The 20,969-nt window shown below is 42.2% G+C and carries 20 protein-coding genes; 2 read left to right on the top strand and 18 right to left on the bottom strand.

What is annotated here, in order from left to right:
* The first annotated feature begins 9 nt into the window (after positions 1–9).
* Both FRX45_RS06265 and FRX45_RS06260 read left to right on the top strand, forming a co-directional pair.
* Entirely contained in the window at positions 10–1,242 is a 1,233-nt protein-coding gene (locus tag FRX45_RS06265) for an RNA polymerase sigma factor (RefSeq protein ID WP_152267517.1), read from the top strand.
* 492 nt (positions 1,243–1,734) lie between these two features.
* A complete protein-coding gene (locus FRX45_RS06260) occupies positions 1,735–2,892 on the top strand; it encodes an epoxide hydrolase family protein (RefSeq protein WP_152267516.1) in 1,158 nt (385 codons plus the stop codon).
* Between the two features lie 227 nt (positions 2,893–3,119).
* Here FRX45_RS06260 and FRX45_RS06255 read toward each other — a convergent pair whose 3' ends face one another.
* The 18 genes from FRX45_RS06255 to FRX45_RS06165 form a co-directional block, all read right to left on the bottom strand.
* Complete coding sequence (locus tag FRX45_RS06255; protein WP_152267515.1) at positions 3,120–4,055, bottom strand: ring-cleaving dioxygenase; 936 nt, start codon at positions 4,053–4,055, stop codon at positions 3,120–3,122.
* Between the two features lie 247 nt (positions 4,056–4,302).
* A complete protein-coding gene (locus FRX45_RS06245) occupies positions 4,303–5,094 on the bottom strand; it encodes a glucose 1-dehydrogenase (RefSeq protein WP_152267514.1) in 792 nt (263 codons plus the stop codon).
* Between the two features lie 144 nt (positions 5,095–5,238).
* Positions 5,239–6,162, bottom strand: coding sequence for a ClpXP adapter SpxH family protein (locus FRX45_RS06240; RefSeq protein WP_152267513.1), 924 nt, complete (start codon positions 6,160–6,162; stop codon positions 5,239–5,241).
* Positions 6,163–6,354: 192 nt separating this feature from the next.
* The gene (locus tag FRX45_RS06235; protein WP_152267512.1) at positions 6,355–6,795 is read right to left on the bottom strand and encodes a DoxX family protein; all 441 of its coding nucleotides are present in this window, start codon (positions 6,793–6,795) and stop codon (positions 6,355–6,357) included.
* Positions 6,796–6,805: 10 nt separating this feature from the next.
* Positions 6,806–7,861: an LLM class flavin-dependent oxidoreductase gene (locus FRX45_RS06230; protein ID WP_152267511.1), complete on the bottom strand. Its 1,056-nt coding sequence runs from the start codon at positions 7,859–7,861 to the stop codon at positions 6,806–6,808.
* An 86-nt stretch (positions 7,862–7,947) separates the two neighbouring features.
* Complete coding sequence (locus tag FRX45_RS06225) at positions 7,948–8,520, bottom strand: NADPH-dependent FMN reductase (protein ID WP_152267510.1); 573 nt, start codon at positions 8,518–8,520, stop codon at positions 7,948–7,950.
* 41 nt (positions 8,521–8,561) lie between these two features.
* Positions 8,562–9,443, bottom strand: a complete 882-nt coding sequence (ygiD, locus tag FRX45_RS06220; protein ID WP_226805026.1) for a 4,5-DOPA-extradiol-dioxygenase — start codon at positions 9,441–9,443, stop codon at positions 8,562–8,564.
* A gap of 36 nt (positions 9,444–9,479) precedes the next feature.
* Positions 9,480–10,052, bottom strand: coding sequence for a YceI family protein (locus FRX45_RS06215; RefSeq protein WP_152267509.1), 573 nt, complete (start codon positions 10,050–10,052; stop codon positions 9,480–9,482).
* An 81-nt stretch (positions 10,053–10,133) separates the two neighbouring features.
* The gene (locus FRX45_RS06210) at positions 10,134–10,811 is read right to left on the bottom strand and encodes a DsbA family oxidoreductase (RefSeq protein ID WP_226805024.1); all 678 of its coding nucleotides are present in this window, start codon (positions 10,809–10,811) and stop codon (positions 10,134–10,136) included.
* 39 nt (positions 10,812–10,850) lie between these two features.
* The gene (locus FRX45_RS06205) at positions 10,851–11,504 is read right to left on the bottom strand and encodes an NAD(P)-dependent oxidoreductase (RefSeq protein WP_152267508.1); all 654 of its coding nucleotides are present in this window, start codon (positions 11,502–11,504) and stop codon (positions 10,851–10,853) included.
* A gap of 15 nt (positions 11,505–11,519) precedes the next feature.
* Positions 11,520–12,182 carry an NADPH-dependent F420 reductase gene (locus tag FRX45_RS06200; RefSeq protein WP_152267507.1) on the bottom strand — a complete coding sequence of 221 codons (663 nt, stop codon included), beginning with the start codon at positions 12,180–12,182 and terminating at the stop codon, positions 11,520–11,522.
* Positions 12,183–12,296: 114 nt separating this feature from the next.
* Entirely contained in the window at positions 12,297–12,875 is a 579-nt protein-coding gene (locus FRX45_RS06195) for a Crp/Fnr family transcriptional regulator (protein WP_152267506.1), read from the bottom strand.
* 96 nt (positions 12,876–12,971) lie between these two features.
* Positions 12,972–15,245 carry a cation:proton antiporter gene (locus tag FRX45_RS06190; RefSeq protein WP_152267505.1) on the bottom strand — a complete coding sequence of 758 codons (2,274 nt, stop codon included), beginning with the start codon at positions 15,243–15,245 and terminating at the stop codon, positions 12,972–12,974.
* 223 nt (positions 15,246–15,468) lie between these two features.
* Positions 15,469–16,410, bottom strand: coding sequence for a glycerophosphodiester phosphodiesterase family protein (locus FRX45_RS06185; protein ID WP_152267504.1), 942 nt, complete (start codon positions 16,408–16,410; stop codon positions 15,469–15,471).
* 10 nt (positions 16,411–16,420) lie between these two features.
* On the bottom strand, positions 16,421–17,017 hold the full coding sequence (locus tag FRX45_RS06180) for a histidine phosphatase family protein (protein ID WP_152267503.1): 597 nt from the start codon (positions 17,015–17,017) through the stop codon (positions 16,421–16,423).
* Positions 17,010–18,470 carry an FGGY-family carbohydrate kinase gene (locus FRX45_RS06175; RefSeq protein ID WP_226805022.1) on the bottom strand — a complete coding sequence of 487 codons (1,461 nt, stop codon included), beginning with the start codon at positions 18,468–18,470 and terminating at the stop codon, positions 17,010–17,012. The genes FRX45_RS06180 and FRX45_RS06175 overlap by 8 nt, the downstream gene beginning before the upstream one ends.
* A 5-nt stretch (positions 18,471–18,475) precedes the next feature.
* Positions 18,476–19,930: an FGGY-family carbohydrate kinase gene (locus tag FRX45_RS06170; protein ID WP_152267502.1), complete on the bottom strand. Its 1,455-nt coding sequence runs from the start codon at positions 19,928–19,930 to the stop codon at positions 18,476–18,478.
* A gap of 10 nt (positions 19,931–19,940) precedes the next feature.
* A complete protein-coding gene (locus FRX45_RS06165; protein WP_152267501.1) occupies positions 19,941–20,951 on the bottom strand; it encodes a 2-hydroxyacid dehydrogenase in 1,011 nt (336 codons plus the stop codon).
* Between the last annotated feature and the right edge of the window lie 18 nt (positions 20,952–20,969).

Below are 20,969 nucleotides of genomic sequence, written 5' to 3'. Positions count from 1 at the left end.
TATTAAAAAATGAGTGAAGAAACAGAACTCATACCCGATTTATTTCGAAAGGAATTTGCAAAAATGATTGCGGTCATAAGTAAACTTTATGGACTGCAACACATTGCAATCGCTGAAGACATCGTCAGTGAGACCTTTTTAACTGCAACTGAATTCTGGACAGAAAAGGGTATTCCTGCAAACCCAACGGCATGGCTATATGCGGTGGCCAAACAAAAAACTTTATATCACTTCAGACGTAAAAAAATCTTTGACGAAAAAATAATTCCTCAAATAAAATTATCAGCAGATACCATTGCAGAAACGAGAGAGATGGATTTTTCAACAGAAAATATTAAAGACAGCCAATTGGAAATGATGTTCGCTATTTGTGATCCTGCTATTGCAAGTGAAGCACAGATAGCCCTTGCGCTGCGTGTACTCTGCGGTTTTGGAATTGAAGAAATAGCAGAAGCATTTTATAGTAATAAAGAAACGATCAATAAAAGATTATTCAGGGCAAAAGAAAAATTAAGAGCGGAAAAGGTTCAATTGGAAATGCCGCCTGAGAATGAGATTGATACCCGGCTTGACAATGTTTTGCACATCATTTATTTACTTTTTAATGAAGGATATTATTCAACCACTCAAAATAAAACGTTACGAAAAGATTTTTGCATGGAAGCCCTCAGGTTGGGTTTGATGCTTACAGAGTACAGCAAGACCAACTTGCCGAAAACAAATGCTTTGATTGCTTTGATGTCTTTTCATGCTTCAAGGCTTGATGCGCGGCAAAATGCCGACAACGATTTTATTTTATATGATGAGCAGGATGAAAATCTCTGGGATCAGAATTTGATAGAACAAGGTATTCATTTTTTAAATTTATCTGCCCGGGGAGACAGGCTAAGCTCTTATCATTTAGAGGCAGGGATTGCTTTTTGGAATTGTAGAAAAGAAGAGACTAAGGAAAAGAGAGAATCAATTTTACGTCATTACAATTTATTACTGCAAATAAATTATTCACCGGCTGTTGCTTTAAACAGGCTATATGCTTTGTATAAAGCCAGAGGAAAAGAAATCGCGCTGGCTGAGGCTGAAAAAATAAATCTGCCAAACAATCACTTTTATTGTACACTTCTTGGTGAATTGTACGAAGGGATTGATAACGAAAGAGCAAAGGCAAATTTTGAAAAAGCACTATCAATAGCAAAAACAGAAACTGAAAGACATATCATAAAACTGAAAATGAAAAACCTTTAAAAATATTTTTTTTCGTTGTCCAATTTCTAAATATTCAATCATTATAAGACAAAACAAAAAATAAAAGATCAAGATTTCAATTAAGGTTCTAAAAGAGTGGGGCATAAAACGAATTAGTATGGCAAGCTTTGTATATAAATCTATGACGAGGTACCCCGAAGTCTCAACCCGGAGAATTGAAAAGTGAGGTACTTTTTCCGGTTTGTTTGCCGATTCAATTGCTGAAGGATTAAAACTTACAGATATTGCGAAACAATGAAGTAAAATTAAAATATGCTAAGGATAGGAAGAACTTTGAATACTCTAATTGCAGTTACCGGCTTTGGTTTACTCCACCGGAATGTTATCGGACAAAATCTATAACTTGTACTTAACTAAATAATCAACTTCGGCAGCCGGGCGGGACAGAATGCTATTATCTGCACTTCGCTTATCTGCACTGTTGGCTGTAATAACAGCGAGACAAACACTGCTAAAAATAAAGAACATAATATGGCAATTGAAAATTTTAGCATTGATGTTTCCAGTGAGATTTTAAATGATTTATCCACGAGGCTTAAGAACACCAAATGGACAAACGGCAGAGATAGCTCCCATTGGGAGTATGGAACAAACAAAACATACCTAAAAGACTTTGTGGCTTATTGGATAGAAGAATATGATTGGAAAACTCAAGAAAAACAATTAAACAACTATCCCCAATTTAAATGCAATGTTGATGGAGTGGATATTCACTTCTTTCATATAAAAGGTAAAGGACAAAATCCAATACCTATCATTCTTACTCACGGTTGGCCCGACAGTTTTATTCGCTACCAAAAGGTAATTCCGATTCTCACAGACCCAGGTCGTTTTGGTAGAAATTCAAATGATGCTTTCGATGTTGTTATTCCTTCATTGCCCGGCTTTGGCTTTTCAACATTACCTGATTCTATAGGAGTAAATAATGCTGATATAGCCGGCTTATGGAAACAATTAATGACCGAAAAATTGGGTTATGAAAAGTTTGGTGCATTAGGGGGCGACATGGGTTCAGGAGTTACGAGATATTTGGCATATAAATATCCTGAATATCTTATTGCCATTCACCTTACAGATGTGGGAATTATAAGAGATATTGTTTTTTCTAACAACATTGAAAATCTTTCTAACGGGGAAAAACAATATAGGCAAACAGTCTTGCAGTGGATTTCACAGGAAGGTGCATATATGTCCATTCAATCCACCAAGCCACTAACACTTGGATATGGACTGTCAGACTCGCCAGTAGGTCTGTGTGCCTGGATTCTTGAAAAATTTTATTCCTGGAGCGACTGTAACGGAAATCTTGAAAACAGATACAGCAAAGATGAGCTACTGAACAATATAATGATTTATTGGCTGAACAACTCAATTGGGACTTCAAATCAGATTTATTACGAAAACACCCATTCACTTCCTAAAATAGGAAAGATTATAGTTCCAACAGGTATGGCACTATTTGCAAAGGACGTATTACTTCCTCCTAAAAAATGGGTGGAAAGTAATTTAAATCTTGTTCATTGGGAAAATATTCCGGAAGGAGGACATTTTACGGCAATGGAATCCCCCGATTTGTTTGCTGACGATGTAATAAAATTCTATCACAACTTCAGAGCAAACGTTAAATAAAATCACCGCAGCCACCACAGGTTTGGCATAAATGCGGGACGGAATAGGTTCTTCAACTTTGTCTGAAACCGGCAACAAAGCTTTGCAGCAGGTAAATCTTCCCGAATTCCTTAATAAATGAACCGGTAATTTGTCAATAGTAACGGAAGCGATCAGGCGCTTTTAAAAAATCGGACCGATCCATGGGTAAAGGGTTGGGTATAGCTGTAAATTAAGGAAATTATTGGCTAATCAATTACAGGCAAAACCTTTTCAATTTCAGCTCTTGATGATTCGTACTGTTTTGGCAATTTGAGATGGGTACCCAACTCATTCAGCGGCTCATCTTTTGTAAACCCGGGATTATCTGTAGCCAGTTCAAACAACACGCCGCCGGGTTCACGGAAATATAAAGAGAAGAAATAATCACGGTCAATTTTTGGTGTAATGCTTAAACCCCTGCCTGCAATTTTTTCACGATAATCCATTAAAATATCATCATCTTTTACTCTAAAAGCGATATGATGATTGGTTCCGGCGGCATTATAACCGGCGGCTGTACCGGGCAGTTCCAGTATATCTACGATAGCTGCATGATCAATAGCATCTGTAATAAAACGATAACGGTTGCCCTCCTGTTTCAGCAGTTTGTAACCCAATACATCCGTCAGTATTTCAGCAGTGGCTTTTACATTTTTCAGGGTTAGCGTAATACTGTGAAAACCTTTTGCGGCCACATCCGCATTAACTTCTTCTGTTTCCCATGGTTTTCTTATGTCGTCAGTATTTGAAACAATAAGATCAATATTCAAACCATCAGGATCCTGGAAAGAAAGATATTGCTCACCAAACCTTTCTGCCGCTTCACCATGTTTTATATTAAACTTTTTAAAGCGGTCTGTCCAGAATTCAAGACTGTCTTTTGGAACGGAATACCCAATATCCGTTGCCATGCCGGTTCCTGTTCTCCCCTGCCCGATTCCCTCCCACGGAAAAAAAGTGAGGATGGTTCCGGGTGTTCCTGCCTCATCACCAAAATAAAAATGGTATGTTCCCGGGTCATCAAAGTTCACGGTCTTTTTTACCATTCTTAACCCAAGAACCTTTGTATAAAATTCATAATTGCGTTTTGCATTACCGGCAATGGCGGTGATGTGATGCAAACCCAGTATCTTATTTTCCATGATCCGGTTTTAAAATTGTTTATAACGGAGCCTGTATTTTCCTGTACTTTATTCCGGAGGAGCCCATGTTTATAGCGACGATCGTACAAGCCTCGCAAGGCGGGACAGGAGCCTCCTGCAAATAAGCTAATCAAAAAAATCAAACAGGTATTTATCTTCAAAAGATATATCAAATTTTTTAAGGAGCGTTGTGTATTCTTCCCGGAAGGTTGTTTTTTTATGATGCTCCTCCTGGTTATTTCACGGCTTAAACATTTCCATAAACATTCGATTCTCCGCCATCAATTGCAATGGTTTGTCCATTCAAATAAGACGCATCATCACTTAACAGAAATGCAACTACTTTGGCTACTTCGTGCGGTAAGCCCAATCGCTTGACAGGGTTACGCTGAGCATATTCTGTTTCTGCAGCTTTTGGGTCAGTTGGATTAACTTGTCTGAAGGCTTCAGCAACCATTGGTGTAAGTATTGCACCAGGTGCAATAGCATTTGTATTGATCCCGTCCCGACCGTATTCAAGAGCGGCATTTTTTGTCATGCCCGAAACCGCATGTTTACTGGCAACGTACGGCATTTGATTTAGCACACCACGGATGCCACCAACAGACGCAACGTTTACAATACGTCCATATTTTTGTTTCTGCATAACAGGAATAACATAACGCATGGCGTAATACACGCCCATCAGGTTGATATCAATAACTTTTTTAAAAACGTTCACATCATACTCAGTAATGCTAGCCTGCTTACCTTCAATACCTGCATTGTTGTATAAACCATCAATGCGGCCAAAGGCTTTTACGGTTTCATCTACATAATTTTTTACGGCATCTTCCCGGGAAACATCGGCCACAACGGTAATGACTTTTACATCAGGGAATTCTTTATTGAGTTCTGCCCTGGCATCATCCAAACTTTTTGCATTATAATCTACAAGAGTGAGATTGACTCCCCGTGAAGCAAGTTCTTTTGCGGTTGCGAGACCAAGTCCCATTGCAGCACCTGTGATGATGACTACTTTACTTTCTAATCTTTTCATGATTTTTATTTTTAATTTGTGATTTAAAATTATGCCCCAAGCTATTGTTTCTTCGCCAGGTTGATCCCTGCAAAACCACCGCTCATAACTACCATTTCTTTTTTCATGATTAACTTTTTAAATGTTTTATAGCAACAACTATGCTTAGTTTCTTACTTTCCATAAAACACCGTTCTTCGAATCATGCTTTCCTATCTTTTGCTGCAGGTACAAATCATTTAAAAAAAATGCTGCATCCTCTTTGGGCTTATTGGCCAGTACAGCAAATTCTTTTGTGGTAAATGTAGGATAATGGCCGAAAAGGTTTTCCCAGGATGTGTCAATGCTCTTTTTTACGGCGCCCGGATATAGTTTCAGTAAAGCCTGTTCGTAGTGTTCGTAAGATTTGGAACCATATACCAAAAACCGGTTATTGTCTTCATCGGTAAAAAAAAGGCTTGGAAAACCTCTCACGCCCAATTGCCTTGCCAGCGCGAGGTCTTCTTCAAATAATGCTTTCGCACTGTTTTCAAAATCATTTTTAAATTTTACAATATCTAATCCTGTTTCTATAGCAGCCTGCAGCAGGTGTTCCCATTTGGTAATATTCTTCTTCTCCAGAAACACCATTTCTTTTATTCTTCTTAAAAATTTCATTCCTTTTTCCGCTCCCTGCAATTGCGCGGCTTTAAAGGCAATGGAAGGCGGATAGGAGGATGTCAAAGGATCTTCTATCCACAGATCGCCATCAATGGGCATATCGTAATAAGCACCTGCTTCGTCCCAATGTTGTGCAACGCTTGTTGGTCCGCTCACATCTTTTCCGCTATACACATCCCATCCTTTCAGCAGGCCACCCATTCTGTATTCTATATCAAAATATTCACCGTATTCCAATTTCAGCTTTCGCAGTTGCGGTTCAATACCCCAGCAGGATGAACAGATCGGATCGGTAAAATAAAGTACCCGGACTTTATGTTGTTTGACGGCAGCACCGATATCATTACGGGATGTAAGCGCCTCAGGTATTTCACAAATACCAGTTTCGGAATCGCACATCATCGGATTAATTTGTTCTATATTATTCATCTCGTTCGTCTTTTACATCATTAAAAATGGTTTATTAAATCGCTGTCAATTTGATACAACAAAGGTACTGTCACCTAAAGACCGCTCCATTGAGTACAGGCAATAAATGACATAGACAAACGTCAATGAAAACGCCTGATAAATATCAATACCTTAATATCAGTGGGTTAATGATCTGTTGCAGGATTACCTTCAGGAGCGTGCGGCTTTACAATTAAGTCGAGCTTTTGCAAACAAATAGTGATCGAGCGAATACCTGCCACTGCCCATAATGAACAGCGCCGTATAGGTCAGTAAATAATGCAGTCCCATTTCCTGTTTTACAAAGGGGTCTGCAATATGCACATGAAATACCGCCACCAGCATGGTTATCATTGATGGAATAACGGCAAGCCGGGTGCCAAGTCCAAGCATAACAAGTATAGAGCAAACCACTTCACCAAAAATAGCCAGACATAAACTAACCGTTGTGCCCAACCCTAAAAGGTCCATGAACTGAACAGGGTCTTCAGATAGTTTTTGTATTTTAGGAATACCATGTGTAAACATCAACAGGGCAATCCCAATACGCATAATAAGCAAAGAAATGTTTATACTTTTTGCACTAAGGTTCGTGCTGAACAATTTCATCATAACTCATCTTTTATTTTTTTTCTGATTGTTTTGAACCGCTTACCGCTTTTCTTACAACCGGCGCTACTTTGGTACCAAACAATTCTATAGACTTCATGATTTTTGCATGCGGCACATTGCCTACACTGGCCTGGGCCAGGAAACGGGTATTATCAAACAGTTCATGTTCGTATAGTATCTTATCAATTACCTCCTGCACACTGCCTACCATTAAAGCGCTTTTGGGTGATCGTGAATAATCGAATTGCTGGCGGCTCAATGGCGGCCAGCCCCTGTCGCGCCCAACACGGTTCATCATAGCGGCATAATAGGGGTAAAATTCATCCGCTGCTTTTTGAGAATCTTCTCCTATATACACATGGTTGTTAATGCCCATTTGCAGTTGGTTCAAATCCTTTCCGGCTTTTTTTGCCGTTTCGCGATACAGGTTTACAAAGGGTACAAATTGTTCGGGCTTGCCACCAATAATGGCCAACATAAGTGGTAGTCCAAGTGTAGCCGCCCTTACCGCAGATGCAGGCGTTCCGCCGGCTGCAAGCCATACAGGAAGAGATGGCTGATATGGACGGGGATATATGCCAAGATCATCAAATGAAGGCCGGTGTTTTCCCTGCCAGGAAAGCTTTTCACTCTTATTCAGCTTCAGTAACAGGTCTAATTTCTCCGTAAAGAGTTCATCATAGTCGTTCAAATCGTAACCGAACAAAGGAAAAGATTCAATGAATGAACCTCTGCCGGCCATTATTTCCGCACGACCGCCGGATAAAAGATCCACCGTGGAAAAATCCTGGAACACACGAACCGGGTCGTCTGAACTCAGCACCGTTACAGCACTGGCGAGCTTAATGTTTTTGGTGACAGTCGCTGCCGCACCCAGTATTACCGCGGGCGATGACACGGCATAATCGGGGCGATGATGTTCACCAACACCAAATACATCTAATCCTAGCTGATCGGCCAATTGAATTTCTTCCACCAGGTCTTTAATGCGTTGATGCGCATTGATTCCCGGCCCCGGAAATGTTTCCGGGTGCATGTCGGCGAAAGTTATAAGTCCTAATTCCATCGTAAATCAATTTATTTTTTGGCACCGGATAATGATGCGGTTAGTTAACATTTTTTATCTCTCATTTTCTTAGTATGCCAGATGTCTTATCCCTTGTCTTCTTTTATCGCCTTCAGGCCTTTTGTCCATCGTACCAACTGTCTTAGCATGTTGTCCGCCGCCTTGTTTGCCGATTCACCGCCTTCAAATTCGTTCTGATCGTTGATATTTTTCTGAAAAAAAGGGAAGTTCACTGACTCCGTCAAAGGAACCATCCTAAACGTTGACAAGTCAGCCTTTAAAGCATTGGAAGCCCTTGTGCCTGCGGAAACGCCACCATAGCTAACAATAGCAGCGGGTTTATAGCCCCATTCCTGAGAAAGATATTCCAATGCATTTCTTAATGGCGCAGGATAATTATAGTCATACTCCGCGGTAACAAAAATAAAGGCATCCGCTTCGTCTATTTTAGCGCTCCACTTTCTGGTATGCTCATGCTGATATTTTTTCAATATTGGATGATTGGGCTCATTCATCATGGGCAGGTTGATCTCACCAAGGTCCAAAACTTCTACATTGAAATTATCATTCTGCCTGGCTAAATTTTCTATCCATTTTGCTACCACAGGACCTTTCCTGCCCGGGCGAACGGTTGATGAAATGATTTTCAGATTATACATATTGTTTGATTTGCTGTTGTTGTTTATTCATTTGTTGTTCATTATCCTATCTTAACCGACGTCATCGTTAACGACCCCGCCACCGCTTTATCATTAAAAAAAGCAACTTCATCCTTCTTAGTTTTTAATCCCAAAGTATATAACAGGGGTAAATAGTGTTCCGGCGTAGGAATAGCCAGTTGTCCTTCCCTGCCAAAACCTTCATAATGGATCAGTGGCTTGTGATCGCCATCGCTGATCAGTTGTTTGAAGCTGTCATTCATCTTCAATGCCCAGTCGTATCCATAGCCCGGCTCATCCATTTTATCCCATGCTACCATTCTAAGGTTATGCACCATATTACCGCTGCCAATAATCAGCACGCCTTTCTTTCTTAACGCATACAATTCCTTAGCCAGATCGTAATGGTACTGCGGCCCTTTTGTATAATCAATACTCAATTGCAATACAGGGATATTCGCTTCGGGATACATATGCCGTACAACTGTCCAGGCGCCATGATCAAGACCCCAGTCATGATCGAGTTCCACTTTAGCCGAATGAACAATGGAAGCTGTTTCCCCGGCCAACACCGGGTTGCCGGGAGCCGTATACTGAACTTCAAAAAGCGCCTGTGGAAATCCGCCAAAATCGTGAATGGTTTCGGGAAAATCCATCGCGGTTATGCGCGTTCCTTTAGTGAACCAATGTGCAGATACTACCAGTACCGCCGCTGGTGTTGGTATTTCTTTCGCCATTTGCGTCCAGCGCCGGCTAAATTCATTGTCTTCAATTCCGTTCATAGGCGAACCATGACCAATGAACAGAACAGGCATAACCTGCTCCTGTTCTTTCAGCTCATTGGTAAACTTGTTGAATGCGGATAAACTTGTCATTGCTGCGCCTCCTGCTATTATAGTCTTTAAAAAATCTTTGCGAATCATTTTAAAATGCTATTCTTTAAAAAACAGAACCATTCTTTATTTTTTTATAAACTCGCCGTCTGCTTTTATCTGTACCTCATCGCTGATCATGGGTGCGGAAAACTTGGGGCCGATATTAAAATCCGAACGTTTTAAAGTGCCCGTTAACTGAAAACCGGAAGTAATGGCTTTCGACTGCGGATTTTCTATTGTTCCCCTGTACCACAGATCCATCGTAACCGGTTTGGTAGCGCCGTGCAGTGTAAGATCGCCGGTGAGGGTGTATTTATTTTCACTCACCTTTTTAACCGCAGTACTCTTAAAGGTCATCTTAGGATATTTGGCTACTTCAAAAAAATCGGCGCTTTTCAGGTGATCATCCCGCATCTGTACTTCTGTATTAATAGAAGCCACATCTACCGAAAGTTCAAAAACGGCATCACTGAAATCGGGTTGGTTAGCAACGGCTGTAACGTCAAAGGTTTTAAATAATCCTGCCACATCGGCAATTCCGAGATGGGTAACGGTAAAGGTTAACTTAGAATGCATCGGGTCAACCTTCCAGGTAGTTTGTGCAAATAAAGTGGTGCTTAATAATGCGACTACCAGGATAGAAAATAACTTTTTCATGATCTTAATTTTTCTGTTGTTTGTTTTATTAAATATGTATTATTTGATTACAATGTTGATCCGGGAAACAATGTTTCTTTCTTATGTTTTTGGCAAAGCATTACCCACATTTTCAAATGCCTGCCAGCTTTGCTGTAAGGCCTGCAAAAAGGCATCGGGCGACTGAGCGCCGGAAACAGCGTATTTACCATTGAAAACAAAGAACGGAACGCCTCTTACACCAATAGCATGCGCCTGGCTTTCATCTTCACTTACTTCTTTTGCAAAAGCATCCGAAGCAAGCATTGCCCTGATGTCTTTTTCATCAAGACCGATAGCCACGCCGGCTTGAATCAGCACTTTATTATCGTCAATATTTTTACCTTCCGTAAAATGCGCTTTAAACAATTGCTCTTCCGCCTCATTGCCCAAGCCCCGTGTTTTGGCCAACTGAATTAACCTGTGTGCATTAAACGAATTGGCAACCACCGCTTTTTCAAAATTAAATTCCAGTCCCACTTCCTTAGCAACCCGGGTTACATGGTTATGCATTTCTTCTGCCTGCTCCTGCGAAATACCTTTGATTGCAGCAATATGGTCAACCGCATTTATACCGGTTTTCGTCTCAAGGTTCGGATCCAACTGAAAGCTGCGCCATATCACTTCAACCTTATCTATATCGTCAAACCGGCCTAAAGCCATTTCAAATTTCTTTTTTCCAATATAGCAAAACGGGCACCGCACGTCCGACCATATATTAACTTTCATTGTATCTGCCATTACGTTATTTTTTTTATTTTTATCTAACACTTTTATTCATCAGTATCCAACGGTAAAGCGTTGACGAATATGTTTTGGATTCTCTGCTTCGTCTACAATGGCTACCGCAAGATCATCCACCGATATGGTGCTTTTGTTATTGGAATCAAATACCGGGTTGTCTAAACCTGTTCTGTATACACTTGTTCTCTGCCGGGGCATACCTGGGTGCATTTCCAACGCGGGGCTTAAAAAAGTCCAGTCCAACTGATCTTCTTTTTGCAGCAGGCTGAGATAATCCCTGGCCGCTAAAGCGCCGGGCTTCCAGTCTGCAGGAAACTCTGGGGTATCAACCACCTGCACGCCGGGCGCGATGAACAAGCTTCCCGCTCCTCCCACAACAAGCAGCCGCTTTACGCCCGATTGCTTTGTTGCTTCCCGGATGGATTGCGATCCTTTTAAAAACTCATTATACAGATCGGGGTTCGTCCAGCCGGCATTGTACGCGCTTATAATAACATCGTTTCCTTTAAGCAGTCCTGCTAAAGCCACGGTATCCGTCACATCGCCGCGAACCACCGAAAGATGATCATTTTGTTCAGTTATTTTTTCGGGATGCCGTACAATAGCGATAACCTGGTGTCCCCTGTTCAGTGCCTCTTTTAAAACTGCGGAGCCCACAAAACCAGATGCTCCAATCACTGCTAGTTTCATTTGTTTATTTTTATTTTATTGATGTAATATTTTCCAGCCTGCCAGCCAGTTATAATTGTATTTTATGCCCATGCGGATAAGCAATAACTGCATATTCTCCAATATCCTGCTCACTGATAGGTCGCCCGCTACCACAGGATTAAATCCCGCGGTTTGCACCAGTTCCGATACTGTTTCCAGTGCATCACTGTCATTCCCTGCAATAAATGCATCTACTTTTTTTCCATCAATTACAGGCTGTGCAAAATCTGCCGCGAAAGTGGTGTTGAAAGCTTTGATTACTTTAGAATTGGGCAGCAGTTTCTGTAATTCTTCCGCCGCGCTTGTATCCGGTGCGGTAACGAGCCCATCGTACGTTTCATTTAAAGGATTGGCAATACTGATAACGATCTTCTGATTTGCCACTTCTCTTATTTTCTCTGCTATTTCCTTTTCCGCGGCAAAAGGAGCCGCAACGATAATAACATCAGCTTCCCAACTTGCCGTATAACTGCAATTAATGGATTCAACATCGGCCCCGGGATGAGCAGTTGTTATTTCCTTTTCAAGATTTTTTAATTTGTTTTTATCATTGGTAAACAACAATAACCGGTAATTGCCTTTGGAAAGGCTTTTTGAAATGGCAGCGCCCATGTTACCCGTTGCTCCGATGATAGCTATAGTTTGCTTTGTTCGCATATCATATAAAATTTGATACTGCAAAACTACAGCAACAATGAGCCTCTGTCCATTGCGTTCGGATAAGAAAGCGCATTGATAAGCGTCAACGCAATGACTTGATAAAAATCAATATCATTTGTCTTTTATCTTTCTGCGAACCCGGCTCAGCGTTTCGGGAGTAAGCCCCATGTAAGAAGCGATCATGCGCTGGGGAACACGTTGTATAAGATTGGGGTAAAGTTTGGTTAAGTTAATATACCGCTCTTCAAGAGACAGGCTTAAAATGGATGTGAGTCTTTTTTGCATTGCCAGGTAGGCGCCTGTTATCTGTAAACGGGTGTATACTTCATATTCGGGGATCTGTTTCAGAATTTCATCCTGCGCCGCTTTGCTGATCAGTACCAGTTCCGAATCTTCCAGCGCATCAACATTGTAAGTAGCCGCCTCGCCCGTTAAAAAACTATACAGATCTGAAATCGTCCAGCCCTCAAAAGCAAACTGGATAATATGCTCTGTTCCCCTGTCATCAACCGAATAGGCCCTCAGCGCTCCTTTTTCTACAAAAGCGGCATGCTTTGCCACATCGCCCTCCTGCAGGAGATATTGATTCTTACGAATCTTTTTGGGGATGAGATATTGCTTTATGATATCCTGCTGCGCTGAGGTAAGCGTTATTTTCTCGGCCATTTTTTTAAAAAACAGTTCATACATAATTAGGTCAATTGGTTCCGGTGCTAAAAAGGCAGTATCTCCGTTATCTATTTCCTTTCATTTAAAATTACCCTGGAAAAAGAATAAGCAACTTTGTTATTTCTCCTGGTTAAATTGTAATATTTTTTTCCTGTCGCCCACTATCCATACAATATCACCCCATTCAAAAACGGTGGAAGAATCAGGATTTAATATTCTTTCTTTCTCACGCTGTATGCCTACAACAAGCCCGTTTGTACGTTCCCGTAACCCGGAGTTGCGGATATCTGAACCCTTCAGTTTCGTGTGCTCGTCAACCAGTATTTTTTGAAGGGAGATATCGTTTACGTCCGCCTCATCAGGTATTATGCTCTCTGTTGTATCAAAAACAGGTTTAAAAACCTGAATTTGATCATCGGTAGCAATAACGCCCACCTGGTCAAAAGGCAAAAGCCTGTTGTGGCGTCCCGGAACATGCATTAACTTATCACCCCGCTTAATGTAAACAATATTGATCCCGTATTGTTCGCGCCAGGCCAGTTCCAGCAATGTTTTTCCCACATATTCGGCATGCGGATTTACTTCCATTTCTATTATGTGCGCATCCCAGGGTACAAGGTCCGACTGAAAGTCAACATTTTTTCGTAAAATATTGGCTTCAGCAGAACCGCCATTTGCAGCAGCAGTCTCCCTGGCATTGAGGTTAGTGATAAACCGACTCTCAATACGCTGATAAAACTTCTGGATTCTTTTAGAGAAGATAATTAATACCAGTATGGTTATGGGTATGGCCACCAAAAGTGCTACCTGTGTAGAAGCCAGCCTGTCAACCCAAAACGCGATAACCAGAACACCCAAAATATTCCTGGCTATTTCAACAATTAACAATGGACCGCGGTTGTACTTCTTGTCTATCCAAAGTTCCTTGTAGGCCTGGTTATTGGGCCTTTTTGCCATAAGCGCCCACATAAAAGGCGCAGCAGCCCCGAGCGATATAACCAGTACAATTATTATTCTTAAGGTTTCATCTTCCACTTTTTCATGAACAAAGGGAAGAAGAAAATTGGATGAAACCAATATAAGTGCCAGCAAAACGATACCATTGATAAGCGCGATCCTCCCATAACTTTTCAATACGATCTTCCAGTCACTTTCGGCCTGGATATTTTGTGTACTGGAAGAATACCTGTTTAGCCTGTTCACCCATTTATCCGGTAGCAGCTTTGCAATAAAAGTATAAAAGGGCTCCGAATATTTAATAAGATAAGGTGTTGTAAAGGTAGTGATGGCAGAAGCCCCAACTGCTACAGGGAAAAGGAAATCGGAGATAACACCCAATGAAAGCCCCAGCGTAGCCACAATGAATGCAAATTCTCCTATTTGCGCCATGCTCATGCCCACCTGCACCGATTGCTTTAGCGGTTGCCCGGAAAGGAGAGCGCCCAGTGTAGTACTAAACAGCTTCCCGAACAGTGTGAGCAGGGTTACGCATAAAATGGGCCATGCATACTCTACCATAGCTGCCGGGTCAATCATCATGCCCACCGATACAAAAAATACGGAGCCAAACAGATCTTTTACCGGCTTGGTAAGATGCTCTACTCTTTCCGCGAAAGTGGTTTCCGCTATGATAGACCCCATAACAAAAGCGCCCAATTCTGCCGAAAAACCAACCTGCGTAGCCAAAACCACCATCCCCAGGCACAAACCAATAGAAAGAATGAGCAGGGTTTCTTCATCCATTAATTTTTTTGCTCTTTTTAAAAAGGTTGGCAAAAGAAAAATCCCGGTAATAAACCACAACGCCAGGAAGAATAACAGCTTTAGAACAGTTAACAATATCTCCGTTCCTTCAAACTGCTGGGTAACGGCCACCGTTGAAAGCAATACCATTAGTAATATAACAACAATGTCTTCTACCACCAGCACTCCAAAAACAATACGGGCAAACTGTTTTGTTTTTATACCCAGCTCATCAAATGCCTTAATTATAATGGTGGTGGAAGAACTGGCCAGCATGCCCCCCAGGAAAAGACTGTCCATAGTAGACCAACCCAATATTTTACCCAAAAAATAACCCGCTATGGTAATAAAAATAATTTCAACGAAAGCAGTTATGGAAGCAGACCCGCCTACCCGCATTAATTTTTTAAAACTAAATTCCAAACCCAGGCTGAACAGCAGGAAGATAACGCCGATATCCGCAAGTGTTTTTACGTTTTCAATGTCTACAACGGTTGGTATAAGATGAAAGTGGGGACCTACCAGGAATCCGGCTATGATATAGCCCAGCACCAATGGCTGTTTAATTCTTTTGAATAGTAAAGTAATAATGGCCCCGGCCATTAGTATTAGCGCTAAATCCTCAATTAATTTTGGTAAATGCCCCATCAGTAATTATTTACAAGCTTATGAATTCTTAAAATACGTAAAAATATTTAAAAACTTTCAGCTTGAATATAATTCTGTAAAGTTGCAGGAATGATAATATAGCTATCAACTGAAAGCTATATCAATCGCCTGAGCGCGTTTCCGCAGGAAACAGATCGGCAACAGGAAATTACAACCCGTAGGTTGTATTCCGATGGCTAATGGTAATGCGCAGCGCGGCAAATTATAGTGACATTGGTGAAGCCAACCGGAAAAACTGTTGTTTCTTACTTTTTTTGGGTAGCCTGCTTTTAATTGCGTCAGCAACCTCCACGGGGAGATCCGATTCCAGGATATCGGCTCCCTGGCGGAATGTTTCTCTATAAGCCTCCGCCCTTGCCACAGCAGCGGGCAACTTGTCGTATACAGGCGCGGCAGATATCATACACATAACCCCACGTTTATGCAGCAAATCGTACATCTTTTTGTTCTCCGGTTTGTTTTCGGGGCCTATATACGCGATCATATTCGACCAGGGCACACCAGCGGCTTCATAGGCTTTCATGTCGGCTTCTGTTTTAACAAAAGCTGACATCATCCTGTTGTGATCATCATCGTAGTAGAACTTAGCCTGCTGCGCATCGTGCACGGTTACCATTACAAAAGAACCAGCATTGTGTTCGCGGATAACCTTTGCCGTTAGGGCAAGGGGAACATCTTTTTTATCTAAATTCAGAATGGTTTTTCCTCTTGCCCATTCAATACCCGCTGCCAGCGTAGGTATGTGAAAATCGGTCACCTTCCCTTCACTGTCTTTCAGCTTCAGTTGCTTTACTTCCTCCCAGGTGTAATCAGAGAGCTTGCCTTTACCGGTAGTAGTACGGTCTAATGTAGCATCGTGCAGCAGCACAATTACACTGTCTTTTGTAAGCCGTGGATCTATTTCAAAAAATGCCGGCGTATGTTTTAGTGTGTATTCAAAAGCCTCGATGGAGTTTTCAGGATAATCTTTAATATGGCATCCCCTGTGACCACTGATAAGCGGCATATCCCTGGCGGTATATTTAAAAAATTGTTGCAGTTGTTTTTCACTGTTAATATTCAGCACGTGCAATTGTTGTGCACTGGCATGAACCGAACAAGAAACAGCGATGCATAAGAAAAAAAATAGTTCCCCCCTGTTCATAAAAATGGATTTATAATTTTGAATTGAGATATTGAAGCGTAAAAATGCCCTGCGCATCAAGGGTGAACAGGGTAACGGCGGAATTGAGCTGCACCAGTTGCCGGTAGTTCTTTAAAGGCATGCCCAGCTTATATGCCATATACAACCTGTTTACGCCATTATGGGCCACTACCAAAAAATTACCCGGCTCATGATTGTTGCATAGTTCTGTAAAAAAGTTATCTACCCTGCGCACTACTTCCATCCCCGTTTCCCCGGTTCCACCGGCCCTGTTTGTGGCAGGATCGGTCATCCAGTTCGTCCACAACTTTTCATTCTCTGCAATAAATTCTTCCTTTGTTTTGTTTTCCCATTTGCCGAAATCGGCTTCAATCAATCGCTCATCTTTTTTTACAGGTCTGCGGGAAGCGATTTCCGCAGTGGTATAAGCTCTTTCGAGTGGCGATGAACAGATCTCATCAAAGTGGATATGCTTCAATTGATCCCTTACTGCTTCGGCCTGTTGTATACCTTTTGCTGTAAGCGGCACATCCGTTCGGCCGCAATAACGGTTATTATCCGCATTCCGGGCTGTTTCTCCATGCCGCAGTAAAAAAATATTATACATATTGCTGTTGGGAAATATATCCCTTTTCTTTTAAGGTATTTATAAAACGATGGTAATGTTTTTCATAAGCAACCACCAGGGTGCTGTGCGGTTGTATTAATTTTTCAGGCCCTGTCATTGTCTGCGCTGCCTCTGTTAAGGAATTATAATGCGTTTGAGATGCCGCAACAATCGCAGCCCCGGCAGCACCGGAAACATTTTTCATTTTGCGGATGGGCAAACCCAATACACTGCTGCGGATAATGAGCCAGGTATCACTATGGCTTCCTCCTCCCGCTGCAAATACTTGTTCTATTTTTTCGCCGGATAATCCCATTATTTTTTCATAAGCATATCTTTCTATATATGCCACAGCTTCAAGATAAGCAGCAAACAGTTCAGTTTCCTTTATCTCCCCCGGGGCAAAACCTCTTGCCTGTGGCGCTACAAAAGGAAAACGTTCGCCGTCCTGCATCAGCGGCCATGCCAGTTTTCCTGTAGGTATCAGTTGAGCGGCAGCAACATTAAGCTCCTCTGTGCGTGCAGGATCAAACAACCGGTTCACCCAGCCGGCCCCTGTATTGCTGGCGCCACCCGGCATCCAGTATCCTTGGGGATGCCGGTGGCAATATAATGCTCCGGAAGGATCAATGATCTCCTTTTTTGTTACGCCCTTTATTACCAGTGTGGTTCCGATCGTTGTATTCCAGTCGCCTGCATTTACCGCTCCCGAAGCTACCTGCGAAGCGCAACCATCGGTTATACCTGCTGTAACAATTACCTGTGGAGATAAGTTGAGTTCCCCTGAGAGTTCTTTTTTGATGACACCAACCGGCTTGCCCGAGGGCACTACGTCCTGTAACCATTTACGCTGCAGGGGCAACGTATCAAAGAGATAAGCGGGCCATTCCAGAGCCCTGGCATCAAAGCCCGATTTTAATGCATTGGTATAATCGGTAACTGAAAAGTTGCCGGATAATTTTCCAGTGATAAAATCTGCCGCGTGAATGAACCTGCTCAGCTCCCCCATTTTTTCGGGATATCTTTCCATAAACCACAGCATCTTTGGCAGTCCCGCGGAACTGTTAAAACCGGTATACCCTCCATACCCCGAAGCTAAAGCCGCTTCCCTGCATCGTAAAGCCTGCTCTGCCGACCGGGTATCGCTATACATAATGGCTTCGTGCAGGGGTTCATTGTTTTTATTGAGCGGAATGATGGTACCCGATGTAGAAGTAACCGTGATGGCTTTAACGCAGGAAAGATCAATTTCGGTTACTAACGCCATGCATACCGATTGCAGTAAGCTATAGCAGGATTGCCACCATTGTTGCGGCGATTGCGCCTGAGCCTGCCGGGCGGTTAATGTAAACACTTCCTCTTTTGCAGCAAGCTGTTTGCCTTTTTGATCCAGCAATACTACTCTTGCGCCCTGCGTTCCAATATCAATACCTATAAAATATGATTCCATCATTTTGCTCAGCAAATTTGCCTGAAATATTTTCTGGTATCACTCCATTTTTTATACAAAGCTGCAAACGCTTCCTGTTCGTTCTGCCGGGGAGATATGATTTCAATACCTGCATGCAATAAAACATCTGCTGTATGCAAAGCTTCGTTGCAAATGAGCGCTCCGCCTACTGCTGATGATTGTTCAAAGCCATGCCTCACCTGCACTTTCTTTCCTGTAATATCCGCTATTAGCTGGCGCAATGCTTTACTTTGTAAGCCACCGCCACATGCCCATACATAATCCGGGGCATGTCCTGCTACATCCCGCAGCACCTTATGATTTTCTGCAATAGAAAATGCGATATCCAGTAAGGTAGCCCAAACAAAACTACTGCGTGTGAGCTCATGCGACACCGGTACGGAGAAAATAAATCCGCCAGTTGTAACCGGCGATTTTTCAGTAGCGATCAGTGAACCCAAAGATGCTGTGCAATGATTTTGAACACTGGCGTTTAATTCTTTTTCAATTACATCATATCCTTCATTGGGATAAAAAACTTCCTTTAACCGCTGGTAATTGAGCCCGGTAACTCCCGCATTCGCCTCAAGCACAAATCTTCCTTTCTCTATGTCGCGGCTTGTCCAGGTTCGTTCCTCCGTATCCGTTATATACCTGTCTGTCAACTTTACAACCGGAGTGGTAGTGCCCGAAACAATCACAATATCTTCTACAGAAGGTTGTGTGCTTTTGATAGCAAGCTGGGTATCTCCCCCACCCTTTACGATTAAAGCAGTGCCGGAAATACAAAACTCATCTGCCCTGTGCTGCAATACCTGACCAATTACTGTAGCAGAAGATTGCAATGGCGGTAAATATTTTTTCTGAATCGAAAAAATGCCCGACAGTTCATCATTCCATTGTTGCCCGGCTATATCGTAAAGTAATGTTTCAGACGCATGTGAATGTTCACAGGTGGCAACGCCGCTCAGCTTGTATTCCACCCAATCGCTGATACTCAGAAAAAAGGAGCACTTATCCCATATATCTTTCCGCCGCTCCTTAATGGCTACCAGTTTTAATGCCGAAAACAATGAAGTGGGGTAGCGACCGGTTAATTGATATACCCTGCTTTTATCTTTTATTATTGCTTCCCATTCCCTGCCACGATGATCAATATTGGGTAACCCGATCAACGACTCCCCTTCCTTGCTTACCATTACAATCCCTTCGCGCTGGCTGGTTGCCGTTGCTGCCTTTATTACAATATCACCAGCCTGTTCCAGCGCCGTTTTGCCCAGTAACACCAACTGTTGCCACAACTGGTTGGGTTCAAAAAAAATGGCATCAGGATAAAGTGTATCCCTGAAATAATGAATATCATCACGGGCCGCTCCCAATACTTCTCCATCCGGTTGCACAACCACTACCCTCACATTTCCTGTTCCAATATCAATAACCAGGTAAGCATCTTTGGATTGCATCTGTACAAATTTATCGTTGAATATTTGCTGATAATACCTGTTTATTATAAAGCCTTCCGGTTGATTTGTTGCCCTGTATAAACCACGCCATCAGGGCTTCATTCATAATGCGCACATGATGATCCTCAACTTCAAAGCTGGCGCCGGCAATATGTGGCGTAGCCATTACATTGGGCATGTCAATGATCTTATAATCCAATTCATCCGGAGGTTCATGATCAAACACATCCAGTATGGCGCCTTTGATTTTTTTTTGCTGCAAAACTTCATACAAGTCGTTACGATTTACTACTGCTGCCCGGGCTGTGTTAACGAAGATGGCGTCTTTTTTCATCAGCCCGAAAAGGTTTTTATTGATCATTCCCCTGGTATCTTCGGTTACCGGCAAATGAACAGAAACAATATCACTTGAAGCAAAAACATCCTCAAGCGATGTTTTTTTAAAGGAAGGAAAAGCAGCTTCCATTACATAGGGATCATAGAATTGCACGGAACAGGGATAATTTTCAATCATCCGGGCTATCAGTTGGCCAATAGCGCCGAAACCCACCATACCCACTGTTTTACCCGCCAGCTCATTTCCTTTAAACTGAAGATAAGAAGTATGCGCCCCCGCATCCCATTTTCTTTTCAGAAGCCAATCCATAGCCGGAAGCGTATGCCGCATAAAGGTAATTGTGTTGGCGATAAACATTTCCGCCACTGCCTGGGCGTTGCGTGCAGGCGTATAAAATACAGGAATACCATAACCCGTAGCCACATGCACAGCTACATTGGAAGGGGTACCACGGCAAACACCAATAAACTGCAGGTGTGCATTGGCGTTAATAACTTTCTCTGTTACGTGGTCGTGTTCCGTGATCAGCGCATCTGCTTTTGTTTCATCCAGCAAACCCAGCAATTCCGTTTCATTATAAGCCCGGTTATTCCCTTTCCAGGGCTTATAAATTACTTCGCCGAAATTCTTTTTCAGTTCAAATAATCCTTCCTCATGATAAGGTGCAGTTACTAATATTTTCATATGGTTATTACATTTGGC

Origin of the sequence: Agriterribacter humi, assembly GCF_009192765.1 — a bacterium.
In the GTDB taxonomy this organism is placed as follows: Bacteria; Bacteroidota; Bacteroidia; order Chitinophagales; family Chitinophagaceae; genus Agriterribacter; species Agriterribacter humi.
The sequence above is the reverse complement of the archived record's forward strand: the minus strand, read 5'-3'. Positions and strand labels throughout refer to the sequence as shown.

Coding starts and splice junctions, on each gene's coding strand:
- FRX45_RS06265 (WP_152267517.1), top strand. CDS start 10: ATGAGTGAAGAAACAGAACTCATACCCGATTTATTTCGAAAGGAATTT.
- FRX45_RS06260 (WP_152267516.1), top strand. CDS start 1,735: ATGGCAATTGAAAATTTTAGCATTGATGTTTCCAGTGAGATTTTAAAT.
- FRX45_RS06255 (WP_152267515.1), bottom strand. CDS start 4,055: ATGGAAAATAAGATACTGGGTTTGCATCACATCACCGCCATTGCCGGT.
- FRX45_RS06245 (WP_152267514.1), bottom strand. CDS start 5,094: ATGAAAAGATTAGAAAGTAAAGTAGTCATCATCACAGGTGCTGCAATG.
- FRX45_RS06240 (WP_152267513.1), bottom strand. CDS start 6,162: ATGAATAATATAGAACAAATTAATCCGATGATGTGCGATTCCGAAACT.
- FRX45_RS06235 (WP_152267512.1), bottom strand. CDS start 6,795: ATGATGAAATTGTTCAGCACGAACCTTAGTGCAAAAAGTATAAACATT.
- FRX45_RS06230 (WP_152267511.1), bottom strand. CDS start 7,861: ATGGAATTAGGACTTATAACTTTCGCCGACATGCACCCGGAAACATTT.
- FRX45_RS06225 (WP_152267510.1), bottom strand. CDS start 8,520: ATGTATAATCTGAAAATCATTTCATCAACCGTTCGCCCGGGCAGGAAA.
- ygiD (WP_226805026.1), bottom strand. CDS start 9,443: ATGATTCGCAAAGATTTTTTAAAGACTATAATAGCAGGAGGCGCAGCA.
- FRX45_RS06215 (WP_152267509.1), bottom strand. CDS start 10,052: ATGAAAAAGTTATTTTCTATCCTGGTAGTCGCATTATTAAGCACCACT.
- FRX45_RS06210 (WP_226805024.1), bottom strand. CDS start 10,811: ATGGCAGATACAATGAAAGTTAATATATGGTCGGACGTGCGGTGCCCG.
- FRX45_RS06205 (WP_152267508.1), bottom strand. CDS start 11,504: ATGAAACTAGCAGTGATTGGAGCATCTGGTTTTGTGGGCTCCGCAGTT.
- FRX45_RS06200 (WP_152267507.1), bottom strand. CDS start 12,182: ATGCGAACAAAGCAAACTATAGCTATCATCGGAGCAACGGGTAACATG.
- FRX45_RS06195 (WP_152267506.1), bottom strand. CDS start 12,875: ATGTATGAACTGTTTTTTAAAAAAATGGCCGAGAAAATAACGCTTACC.
- FRX45_RS06190 (WP_152267505.1), bottom strand. CDS start 15,245: ATGGGGCATTTACCAAAATTAATTGAGGATTTAGCGCTAATACTAATG.
- FRX45_RS06185 (WP_152267504.1), bottom strand. CDS start 16,410: ATGAACAGGGGGGAACTATTTTTTTTCTTATGCATCGCTGTTTCTTGT.
- FRX45_RS06180 (WP_152267503.1), bottom strand. CDS start 17,017: ATGTATAATATTTTTTTACTGCGGCATGGAGAAACAGCCCGGAATGCG.
- FRX45_RS06175 (WP_226805022.1), bottom strand. CDS start 18,470: ATGATGGAATCATATTTTATAGGTATTGATATTGGAACGCAGGGCGCA.
- FRX45_RS06170 (WP_152267502.1), bottom strand. CDS start 19,930: ATGCAATCCAAAGATGCTTACCTGGTTATTGATATTGGAACAGGAAAT.
- FRX45_RS06165 (WP_152267501.1), bottom strand. CDS start 20,951: ATGAAAATATTAGTAACTGCACCTTATCATGAGGAAGGATTATTTGAA.